Raw genomic sequence first — 11478 nt, 5'->3', positions numbered from 1 at the left:
CTGGGCGCCCACGTTGTACTGCGACAAGAAGCCGGCCCGCGCCGCACCCGCGATGCCACGGCGGCGCTTGCCGACCGCGCCGCCGCCCAGGCGGCCATCGACGCAGCGCGCGAACAGGTGCAGAAAAAGCAGCGCGGCCTGTTCTCGCCCGGCAAGATCATCGACGCCATGCAGGCCGCGCTGGACCAGCCCTTCGACGAAGGCCTGCGCGCCGAGCGCGCCCTGTTCCTGCAGTGCCTGGACAGCCCGCAACGCGCCGCGCTGGTGCATGCCTTCTTCGCCGAGCGCGAAACCGCCAAGGCTCCTGAAACGCGCGACGCGCAGCCACGCCCGCTGCAGCAGGCGGGCGTGATCGGCGGCGGCACCATGGGCGCCGGCATCGCCGTATCCATGCTGGATGCCGGCCTGCAGGTCATCATGGTAGAGCAGGACGAAGCCGCGCTGGCGCGCGGCCGCGCGCGTGTCGAACAGGTGTACGACCTGCTCATCAAGAAGGGCCGCCTGGACGCGGCCGGCAAGGCCGGGCGCATGGGGCGCTACACCGGCACCACCGATTACGCCGCGCTGGGCAATGCCGACCTGATCGTCGAGGCCGTGTTCGAAGACATGGACGTGAAACTGGCCGTGTTCGCCGAACTCGACCGCGTCGCCAAGCCCGGTGCCGTGCTGGCCAGCAACACGTCCTACCTGGACATCGACCGCATCGCCGCGTCCACGCGGCGCCCGACCGACGTGCTGGGCCTGCACTTCTTCTCGCCGGCCAACATCATGAAACTGCTGGAAGTCGTGGTGGGCAAGCGCAGCGCGCCCGATACGGTGGCCACCGGTTTCGAACTGGCGCGGCGCCTGCGCAAGGTGCCGGTGCGCGCCGGCGTGTGCGACGGCTTTATCGGTAACCGCGTGCTGGCGGTGTATCGCCAGGCAGCCGACCTGATGATGGAAGACGGCGCCACGCCCTATCAAATCGATGACGCGGTGCGCGCATTCGGCTACCCCATGGGCCCCTACCAGATGGCCGACCTGGCTGGCGGCGACATAGGCTGGGCCACCCGCAAGCGCCGCGCCGCCACCCGCGACCCCAGGCTGCGCTATGTGCAGATTCCCGACCGCCTGTGCGAACAAGGCTGGTTCGGCCAGAAAACCGGCCGCGGCTTCTATCTGTACCCCGATGGCGCGCGCGTGGGCACCCCCGACCCGGAAGTACTGGCCATCATCGACGCCGAACGCCGGCGCGCCGGCATCACCCCGCGCGCCTTCAGCCCCGAAGACATCATGCGCCGCTACATGGCCGCCATGATCAACGAGGCCGCCAATGTGGTTCAGGAAGGCATCGCGCTGCGCCCGCTGGACGTCGACGTGGTGTTCCTGTCCGGCTACGGGTTTCCGCGCTACCGCGGCGGGCCGCTGCACTATGCCGACCAGGCTGGCTTGCCGCAAGTGCTGGCGGATATCCGCGAATTCGCGCAGGAAGACCCCCACTTCTGGAAGCCCGCGCCGCTGCTGGTGGAACTGGCAGAAAAAGGCCAGACCTTCGCCAGCCTGAACCGCGCCTGAAGCCCGCTACTTCCCGTCACTTTTCCCGGATACCCGCCATGCGCGAAGCCGTCATTGTCTCTACCGCCCGCACGCCGATCACCAAGGCCCATCGCGGCGAATTCAACATTACTGCCGGGCCCACGCTGGCCGCGTTCGCCGTGCGCGCCGCCGTGGAACGCGCCGGCATCGACCCCGCCCTGATCGAAGACGCCATCCTGGGCTGCGGCTACCCCGAAGGCACCACCGGCCGCAACATCGGGCGGCAGGCCGTCATTCGCGCCGGCCTGCCCGTCAGCGTGGGCGGCGCCACCGTCAACCGGTTCTGCGCCTCGGGCCTGCAGGCCATCGCCAGCGCCGCGGCGCGCATCGTCATGGACGGCGCGCCGGCCATGATCGCCGGCGGCGTCGAATCCATCTCGCACATCCGCACACGCGACGACCCGAACGCCGGCATCGACCCCTGGACGGCCGAACACAAGCCCCAGCTGTACCTGCCCATGATAGAAACCGCCGATATCGTCGCGGCGCGCTATGGCATCAGCCGCGAAGCGCAGGACCGTTTCAGCCAGGAAAGCCAGCGCCGCACCGCCGAGGCCCAGCAAGCCGGCCGGTATCGCGACGAAATCGTTCCCGTCACCACCATCATGGCGGTTACCGACAAGGCCACCGGCACGGTCACCCAGCGCGAAGTCACCATCGACGCCGATACCTGCAACCGGCCCGGCACCACCTACGAGAACCTGGCCAAGCTGGAACCCGTGCGCGGGCCGGACCAGTTCGTCACCGCGGGCAACGCTTCGCAGTTGTCGGACGGCGCCGCCGCCTGCGTGCTGATGGAAGCCCGCGAGGCCGAACGCGCCGGCCTGCAGGCGCTGGGCGTCTTCCGGGGCCTGGCCATCGCCGGCTGCGAACCCGATGAAATGGGCATCGGCCCCGTCTACGCCGTGCCCCGCCTGCTGCAGCGGCACGGCCTGAAGGTCGACGACATCGACCTCTGGGAACTGAACGAGGCGTTTGCGTCCCAGGCGCTGTACTGCCAACAGACGCTGGGCATCCCTTCCGAAAAACTCAACGTCGACGGCGGCGCCATCTCGCTGGGCCATCCGTTCGGCGTCACGGGCGCGCGCCTGGCCGGCCATGCCCTGATCGAAGGGCGCCGCCGCGGCGCCCGCTATGCCGTGGTCACCATGTGCGTGGGCGGCGGCATGGGCGCGGCGGGCCTGTTCGAAATCTACTGAACCCGAGGACACCCATGGACCTGAATTTCACCCCCGAAGAAGAGGCCTTCCGCGCCGAGGTGCGAGCCTTCCTGGCCGACAAGCTGCCGCCTGAACTGGCGCGCAAGGTGCGCGAGCACCATCATCTGTCGAAGGCCGACATGGAAGCCTGGCACGCCATCCTGAACGCCCAGGGCTGGCTGGCCTCGCATTGGCCGCGCGAATATGGCGGTACCGGCTGGACAGCCGTGCAGAAGTTCATCTTCGAGAACGAATGCGCCCTGGCCCATGCGCCGCGCATCGTGCCGTTCGGACTGAGCATGCTGGGGCCGGTGCTGATCAAATACGGCAACGAAGCGCAGAAACGCTACTGGCTACCCCGCATCCTGGACGGCGCCGACTGGTGGTGCCAGGGCTATTCCGAACCCGGCGCGGGGTCCGACCTGGCTTCGTTGAAGACCACTGCGGTGCGCGACGGCGGCCACTACGTCGTGAACGGGCAGAAAACCTGGACCACGTTGGGCCAGCACGCCAACATGATCTTCTGCCTGGTGCGCACCCGCACCGACGGCAAGCCCCAGGAAGGCATCAGCTTCCTGCTCATCGACATGGACACGCCGGGCATCGAGGTGCGTCCCATCATCACGCTGGACGGCGAACACGAAGTCAACGAAGTGTTCTTCTCCGACGTGCGCGTGCCGGCCGAGAACCTGGTGGGCGAGGAAAACCGCGGCTGGTCCTGCGCCAAGTATCTGCTTACCTACGAGCGCACCAATATCGCCGGCGTGGGCATTTCCACCGCGGCCCTGCAACAACTCAAGGCGGTGGCGGCGCGCCAGTACAGGAACGGCCGACCGCTGCTGCAAGACCCGGCCTTCGCGGCCCGCCTGGCCCGCGTCGAGATCGAACTCGACAACATGCGCACCACCAACCTGCGCGTGCTGGCGGCGGCTGCCAACGGCGGCGCGCCTGGCGCCGAAAGCTCGATGCTGAAGATCCGCGGCACCCAGATCCGCCAGGAAATCTCGGCGCTGAACCGCCGCGCCATGGGCACGTATGCGCGGCCCTATGTGGCCCAGGCCCTGCACGACGGCTACGAAGGCCCGCAAATCGGCCCCGACGGCGCCGACAGCGCAGCGGCCCAGTACTTCAACCTGCGCAAGCTGTCGATCTTCGGCGGCTCGAACGAAATCCAGAAAAACATCATCTCGAAGATGATCCTGGGACTGTAAGGAATCAACATGAATTTCGACCATACCGAAGACCGGCGCATGCTGGCGGACATGTTGAAACGCTTCGTGGCCGAGCAGTACAGATTCGCCGTGCGCGACCGCATCGCCGGCTCGCCCGAAGGCTACAGCCAGGAATTCTGGCAGCGCTATGCCGAACTGGGCGCCATCGGCGCATTGTTCGGCGAGGCCGACGGCGGCCTGGGCGGCAGCGGCTTCGATATTGCCGTGGTGTTCGAAGCACTGGGCCGTGGCCTGGTAGTGGAACCCTTTCTCGACGCGCTGATGGCCGGCGACGCCATCGCCGCCGCCGGCACGCCCGACCAGAAGCAGGCCCTGGAAACACTGCTGGGCGGCGCCATGGTGGCCGCGCTGGCGCACGCCGAACCCGGGGCCGGCTATGAAATGGCGCGCGTACAGACGCGCGCGGTGCCCCAGGGCGATGGCTGGCGCCTGGACGGCGCCAAGGCCGTGGTGGCGCAGGCCGAGCAGGCCAGCCTGTTCGTGGTTTCCGCCCGCACCGCCGGCGGCGAAGCCGACCAGGAAGGCATCTCGCTGTTCCTGGTGCCGGCCGGCACGCCTGGCCTGCAAGTACAAGGCTACCCCCTGATCGATGGCGGACGCGCCGGCGACCTGGCGCTAGACGGCGTACAGCTTGGCGCCCAGGCCTTGCTGGGCCAGGCCGGCACCGGCCATGCCGTGCTGGAACGCGCCCTGGGCAAGGGCTTGCTGGCGCTGTGCGCCGAAGCCGTGGGCGCCATGGACGCCGCCCGCGACGCCACCCTTGAATACCTGCAGACGCGCAAGCAGTTCGGCGTGCCCATCGGACGCTTCCAGGCCCTGCAGCACCGCATGGCCGACGTGCTGCTGGAAATCGAGCAGGCGCGCTCGGCGGTGATCAATGCTGCCGCGCAGCTGGACAACCCCGACCGCGGCACCCGCGAACGCGCCCTGTCGGCTGCCAAGTTCACCATCGGCCGCACCGGCACGCTGGTGGCCGAAGAATGCATCCAGCTGCACGGCGGCATCGGCATGACCTGGGAATTGCCGCTGGCCCACTACGCCAAGCGGCTGGTCATGATAGACCACCAGCTGGGCGATGAAGATCACCATCTGGCGCGCTTCATCGCGCTGCAACCCGTAGCGGATTGAGCCCATGAATACCTCATCCTCGCAGCAGTCCGGCGACGAACAGGATTTCCCGCTGGAAGGCGTGCGCGTGCTGGATCTTTCCCGCGTGTTCGCCGGCCCCCTGTGCGGCCAGGTGCTGGCCGACTTCGGCGCCGAAGTCATCAAGGTAGAGCACCCCGTGCGCGGCGACGACACGCGCGACTGGGGCATGCGCATCGGCAAGACCGAGACCACCTACTACAACAGCATGAACCGCAACAAGCGGTCCATCACGCTGGACCTGCAATCCAGGGAAGGCCTGGAGATCATCTACCAGTTGCTGCCGCAGTTCGATGTGGTACTGCACAATTTCAAGAGCGGCGGCGCCGAGAAACTCGGCCTGGGCTATGAACAGCTGAAGGCGCGCAGGCCCGGCCTGGTCTATTGCTCCATTACCGGCTACAACAGCTCCGGTCCCGAAGCCGCGCGCCCCGGTTACGACCTGGTCATGCAGGGCGAGACCGGCATCATGGCCATCAATGGCGAAGCCGGCCAGCCGCCGCTGAAGTTCGGCGTCGCCGCCGTGGACATGATGACCGGCATGTACGCGGCGCAGGCCGTGCTGGCGGCCCTGTTCCGGCGCGAACGCACCGGCCGCGGGCGCCTGATCGAGATGGCGCTGTACGACTGCGGCATCATGATCGCCAGCTACTACGGCCTGGACGCCATGCTGCTGGGCCAGGATCCGCAGCGTTACGGCAACGCCCATCCCTCCATCGTGCCCTACGGCATGTTCGAGGCCGCCGACGGTCCGCTGATCGTGGCCGTGGGCACCAATGCCCAGTTCGAGAAGTTCTGCCGGCACGTGGTGATGCGGCCCGACATCGTCGAAGACCCGCGCTACGCCACCAACGTCGAGCGCGCCAGGAACCGCCTGGAACTGCTGCCCATGGTCACGGCCCTGATCCGCGAGTTTCCGCGCGGCCTGCTGCTGCAACGTCTGTCGGCCAACGGCATCCCCTGCGGCGAGGTGCTGGGGCTGCACGAAGCCCTGACCAGCGAACGCACGCGCCAGAGCGGACTGATGCAAGAGATGCCGCACCCGGTGGCCGGCAGCACCCATGTGTATGCGCCGCCATACCGGCTGGACGGCCTGCGCCTGCCCATCCGCCACGCGCCGCCCACCCTGGGCGAAGGCACCCACGAGATCCTGCAGCGCCTGCTGCAACTGCCCGAGGCCGACTTGCGGGCCCTGCAGGCCAAGGGGGTGCTGACCCTGCCAACCTGACAACCCGGCCGCAACACGCGGCCGCCATGCATCGCACAACGACGTAGAACCCGAGACAAGCATGACATTCCGTTTTTCCGCTTTTGCCCTTCCCCTGGCCCGCCGCGGCCTGGCTACCCTGGCCGCCACGTTCCTGGTGGCCGGCACCGCCGCCGCCCAGGCCTGGCCCAGCCAGCCCATCAAGCTGATCGTGCCTTTCCCGCCCGGCGGCCCCACCGATGTTGCGTCCCGGCTGGTCAGCCAGCAACTGGAAGCCCGCCTGAAACAGCCCGTCATCGTCGAGAACCGCCCCGGTGCATCGGGCTCGATTGCCGCCAACCAGCTCAAGCGCGCGCCCGCCGACGGCTATACGCTGATGATGCTGGCCACGCCCACCCTGTTCGCGCCGTTCTTCTACAAGAACACCGGCTACGAAACACCCAAGGACTTCCAGGCCGTGGCCACCGTGTACGACCTGCCCATCGTGGTGGTTGTCAACCCGCAGAAACTGCCGGACGTCACCACCCTGCAGCAATTGGTGGACTACGCCAAGGCCCACCCGGGCGAGCTGAATTACGCCAGCTCGGGCGCGGGCAGCTTCGGCCACATGACGATGGAACTATTGCAGGACGTGGGCGGATTCAAGATGCAGCACATTGCCTACAAAGGCGGCGTGCCCGCCATCACCGACACCATCGGCGGGCAAGTGCCCATGATGTACGCCGACCTGGTGGCCGCCCTGCCGCATATCAAGGCGGGCAAGCTGCGCGCGCTGGCCGTGGGCTCGCCCGAGCGGGTATCGGTGCTGCCCGACGTGCCCACCATCGCGGAACAAGGCTTCAAGGGCTTCAGCGCCGTGTCATGGGGCGGCCTGCTGGCGCCCAAGGGCACGCCCGGCGACGTCATCGCCCGCCTGAACACCGAACTGCAGGCTGCGCTGGCCGACCCGGAAGTGCAGCAAAAACTGATCAGCGCCGGCACGATCGCCCACTATGAGCCGGCAGGGCAACTGACCGACCGGATCGCCAGCGACTACCAGAAATGGGGCACGCTGGCCCGTGAAAAAGGCATGACGGTCGACTGAAGAAAAAAGCGCTTCATGGACGCGGGCCCACGCAACACCGAGTCCATCAAGGCGCCTGCCGCACCCGGGGCAGGCGCTGGCATCACCCCCGGCGCGGCTTGTATCGCAAGCCTCGCCGGGGCATGACAACTCAAAGGAGACAAGCCATCATGCATAAAAGAACCAGCCGGCGCGCCTGCCTGGGCCTGGCCGTTGCCGCCGGGCTATGCGCGGCGCTGCCCGGCCCTGCCGTGGCGCAAAGCGACTATCCCAACAAACCCATCACGCTGATCGTGCCCTTTCCCGCTGGCGGTTCCACCGACCGGCACTTCCGCATCCTGGCAGAAGAAGCCGGCAAGCACCTGGGCCAGAACATCATCGTGGAAAACCGCCCCGGCGCCGGCGGCACCCTGGGCCCCAGCAACATGGCCAAGTCCGCCAAGCCCGACGGCTACACCATCAGCCAGTTTCCCCTGGGGCTGCTGCGCATGCCGTACATGATGAAAACCGACTGGGATCCGATGAAGGACTTCACCTTCATCATCGGCCTGTCGGGCTACACCTTCGGCTTCACGGTGCGTTCGGATTCGCCCTTCAAGTCTTTCAACGAATACATCGAGGCGGCCCGCAAAAAGCCCGACACCATCGACTACGGGTCTACCGGCATAGGCTCGTCGCCGCACCTGCTGATGGAAGAAATTGCCATCAACGCCAAGGTGAAACTGGTGCACGTGCCCTTCAAGGGCAACGCCGACCTGCAGCAGGCCCTGCTGGGCGGCCACGTCATGGCGCAAAGCGATGCCACAGGCTGGGACCAGTTCGTGGACTCGGGCAAGATGCGCCTGCTGGTCACCTTCGGTGAACAACGCACCAAGCGCTGGCCCGACGTGCCTACCGCCAAGGAACTGGGCTATGGCGTGGTGGCCAGTTCGCCCTACGGCCTGGCCGGCCCCAAGGGCATGGATCCCGAAGTGGTGCGCAAGCTGCACGATGCCTTCAAACAGGCCCTGTTCTCGCCGCGCAGCATGGAAGTCATGGCGCAGCTGAACCAGGAAGTGGTGTACCGCAATAGCGCCGACTACCGCGCGTGGGCCGAGGAAACCTACGCCAAAGACAAGAAGCTGATCGAGCACCTGGGCCTCATGGCCAAGTAACTCCCGTGTGTCGGACACCTTGCGTGTCCGACACCGCCAACTTTTTTCTGGCCCGGCGGACCACCCTGCCGGAACCGCCTCGCGCGCGGCTTGCGGTATAACTGCCGTTCTCCCAGCCCCAAGCGCCATGTCCCCGTCCACCGCCCATTCTCCCGCCTGGTTGAGCTACGCGCCGGCCTTGTTCCTGCTGCTATGGTCGTGCGGTTTCGTGTTCCTGAAACTGGGCCTGTCCTACGCCGACCCTCTCACATTCCTGGCGCTGCGCTATGCCTGCGTGGTGGTGCTGGTGGGCATTGCCTTTGCCTGGGTGCGCCCCGCCCTGCCCGCCACGCCCGCCGCCTGGCTGCACCTGGCCGTGGTCGGGCTGCTGCTGCAGGCCGGCTATTTCGCGTGTACTTATCTCAGCCTGAAATACGGCGTATCGGCGGGCGCCGTGGCCCTGATCACTTCGCAACAACCCATCCTGGTCGCCCTGCTGGCCCCGGCGCTGGCGGGCGAGCGCGTCAGTCCGCGGCATTGGGCCGGACTGCTGCTGGGCGTGGCCGGAGCCGGCCTGGTGATCATGGCCAAATCATCCATCGGCACGGCGTCGGCGCTGGGGCTGCTGTTCGCCGTGCTGGCGCTGCTGGCCATCGTGGCCAGCACCTTGTGGGAAAAGCGCCATGGCACCGACACCCACCCACTGACCTCCAACCTGGTGCAATACACCGTGGGCCTGGCGGTGTCCGCCCCGCTGGCCATGGCGCTGGAGCCCATGCGCATCGAATGGACGCCCGCGCTGTTCGGCTCGCTGGCCTATCTGGTGCTGGGCAATTCACTGGTCGCCATCACACTGCTGCTGGCCATGATCCGCCATGGCAAGGCCTCGCGGGTCTCTGCCCTGTTCTTCCTGGTGCCCCCCACCACGGCCGTCATTGCCTTCCTGGTGCTGGGCGAGACCATTCCGCCCCTGGCCTGGCCCGGCATGCTGCTGGCCGTGGCGGGCATCCACCTGGTGATGCGCAAGCCTCCGTCACGCACATCCATGACGAAATCCGAGGACTCGTAAGGAAACCGCAACAAAGCGACTCTAGTCTGTCCGCTCTTCGCGAAAACCGAACCGAGCCCACAATATGAAAAAATGGAAGATGATCGCGGCATGCACGGTGCTGCCGCTGGCCCTGACTGCGTGCGGAAGCAGCAGCGACGACGACAATGAAGATGACGCCGCTGCGCCCCCGCCACCCGTTGCCGAAGCCCCGCAGCAGCACATCACCTCGCTGGACCTCATCGGCCGCTACGAAAGCGGCAGCTATGGCGTCAGCGCCGCCGAAATCCCGGCCTACGATGCGGCCTCGCGCCGCGCCTTCGTGGTCAATGCCCAGTCCGGCAAGATCGACGTGCTGGACCTGAGCACGCCCTCGGCCCCCGCGCATCTGCAAACCCTGGACGCCGAAGCCGTTCTCGCCGGCGCCGAGATCAACAGCGTGGCCGTGCGCGGCGGCCTGGTCGCCGTGGCCATCCAGGCGCCCGTCAAGACCGACACCGGCTATGTAGCCTTGTACGATGCCGCCAGCCTGGCCCTGCTGGGCTCTGTGCCGGTGGGCTCGCTGCCCGACATGCTGGCCTTCACCCCCGATGGCAAGACGGTGCTGGTCGCCAACGAAGGCGAACCTTCGGACGACTACAGCATCGATCCCGAAGGATCGGTCAGTGTCATCGACATTTCCAACCCGGCTTCTCCCAGCGCGCGCCTGGCGCGCTTCACGGACTGGAACAGCAAGCAAGGCGAATTGCGCGCCCAGGGCGTGCGCCTGGTCGGCCCGCGCGCCAGCGTCGCGCAGGACATCGAGCCGGAATACATTGCCGTCGACCCCGATGGCACCACCGCCTGGATTGCCCTGCAAGAGAACAACGCGCTGGCCAGGCTGAACGTGGCCGATGCGCGCATCACCGCCATCCTGCCCCTGGGCGCCAAAGACCACAGTGTCGAAGGCAACGGGCTGGATGTCAGCGACGGCGACGGCAACGGCGCCATCGACATCCGCACCTGGCCGGGTGTGAAGGGCCTGTATATGCCCGACGCCATCGCCGCCTACAGCGCCGGCGGCGCCACCTACGTGGTCACCGCCAACGAAGGCGACGGCCGCCCCTGGGGCGAAGACAATGACGACTACTGGAACTGGGGCCGCGACGCCAGCGGCACCTGGCTGGGATGGGACGATACGGCCCCGCCGCCTCCGGGATTCGTCGACGAGTTCCGCGTCAAGCACCTGGTGCACTCAGGCGGCTTCGACCGCCGCGCCGGCGACGACCTGCCGCCGCAGCTGCGCCAACTGGCGCCCGGCGGTCTGCTGGACCCGGCCGTATTCGCCTATTGCGGCGCCACCGCCACGGACCCAGGCGATTGCCGCGAGGACGAACAACTGGGCCGCCTGACGGTGACCTGGACCATGGGCTACAAGCAGAATGCCGACGGCTCGCCGCAGCTCAGCGCCGATGGCCGCCTGGTCTACGACACGCTGTACGCCTATGGCGCGCGCTCGTTCTCGATCCGCGATGCCGATGGCAAACTGGTGTGGGACTCGGGCGACCAGTTCGAACGCATCACCGCGGAACGCTACCCCGACTGGTTCAACTCGGGCCACGACGAGACCCTGTTCGACGACCGCAGCGACAACAAGGGCCCCGAGCCCGAAGGCATCGCCCTGGGCAAGATCGGCGACAAGACCTACGCCTTCGTCGGGCTGGAACGCATCGGCGGCATCATGGTGTACGACATCACCGATCCGGCCGCGCCCGGGTTCATCACCTATGTGAACTCGCGCGACTTCAGCGTGGACTCGGCCGCCGACCCCGGCGCGGCGGGCGACCTGGGCCCCGAAGGCCTGGCGTTCGTGCCCGCGGCCGACTCGCCCAGCGG

Annotated in this window: 9 protein-coding genes; all 9 read left to right on the top strand. The window is 67.4% G+C overall.

Annotation, left to right across the window (positions count from 1 at the left end; genetic code table 11):
• Positions 1–1554, top strand: a 1554-nt coding sequence (locus LPZ50_RS15050) for a 3-hydroxyacyl-CoA dehydrogenase (RefSeq protein ID WP_230662280.1), incomplete at its 5' end; no start/stop codon positions are given.
• A 38-nt stretch (positions 1555–1592) separates the two neighbouring features.
• Complete coding sequence (locus LPZ50_RS15045; protein ID WP_230662279.1) at positions 1593–2774, top strand: acetyl-CoA C-acyltransferase; 1182 nt, start codon at positions 1593–1595, stop codon at positions 2772–2774.
• Between the two features lie 14 nt (positions 2775–2788).
• Positions 2789–3985, top strand: coding sequence for an acyl-CoA dehydrogenase family protein (locus LPZ50_RS15040; protein WP_230662278.1), 1197 nt, complete (start codon positions 2789–2791; stop codon positions 3983–3985).
• 9 nt (positions 3986–3994) lie between these two features.
• On the top strand, positions 3995–5134 hold the full coding sequence (locus LPZ50_RS15035; RefSeq protein ID WP_230662277.1) for an acyl-CoA dehydrogenase family protein: 1140 nt from the start codon (positions 3995–3997) through the stop codon (positions 5132–5134).
• 4 nt (positions 5135–5138) lie between these two features.
• Positions 5139–6380 carry a CaiB/BaiF CoA transferase family protein gene (locus tag LPZ50_RS15030; protein WP_230662276.1) on the top strand — a complete coding sequence of 414 codons (1242 nt, stop codon included), beginning with the start codon at positions 5139–5141 and terminating at the stop codon, positions 6378–6380.
• A 61-nt stretch (positions 6381–6441) separates the two neighbouring features.
• Positions 6442–7443 (top strand): Bug family tripartite tricarboxylate transporter substrate binding protein, encoded by a 1002-nt coding sequence (locus tag LPZ50_RS15025; protein ID WP_230662275.1) that lies wholly within the window; start codon positions 6442–6444, stop codon positions 7441–7443.
• A 149-nt stretch (positions 7444–7592) separates the two neighbouring features.
• Complete coding sequence (locus tag LPZ50_RS15020) at positions 7593–8576, top strand: tripartite tricarboxylate transporter substrate binding protein (RefSeq protein WP_230662274.1); 984 nt, start codon at positions 7593–7595, stop codon at positions 8574–8576.
• Positions 8577–8703: 127 nt separating this feature from the next.
• On the top strand, positions 8704–9624 hold the full coding sequence (locus tag LPZ50_RS15015; protein ID WP_230662273.1) for a DMT family transporter: 921 nt from the start codon (positions 8704–8706) through the stop codon (positions 9622–9624).
• Between the two features lie 64 nt (positions 9625–9688).
• Positions 9689–11478: choice-of-anchor I family protein (locus LPZ50_RS15010; RefSeq protein WP_230662272.1), on the top strand; the 1790-nt coding region annotated here is incomplete at its 3' end.

It is taken from the genome of Bordetella petrii (genome assembly GCF_020991325.1).
GTDB lineage: Bacteria > Pseudomonadota > Gammaproteobacteria > Burkholderiales > Burkholderiaceae_B > Bordetella_A > Bordetella_A petrii_E.
This window is presented reverse-complemented; position numbering and strand designations above follow the sequence as displayed.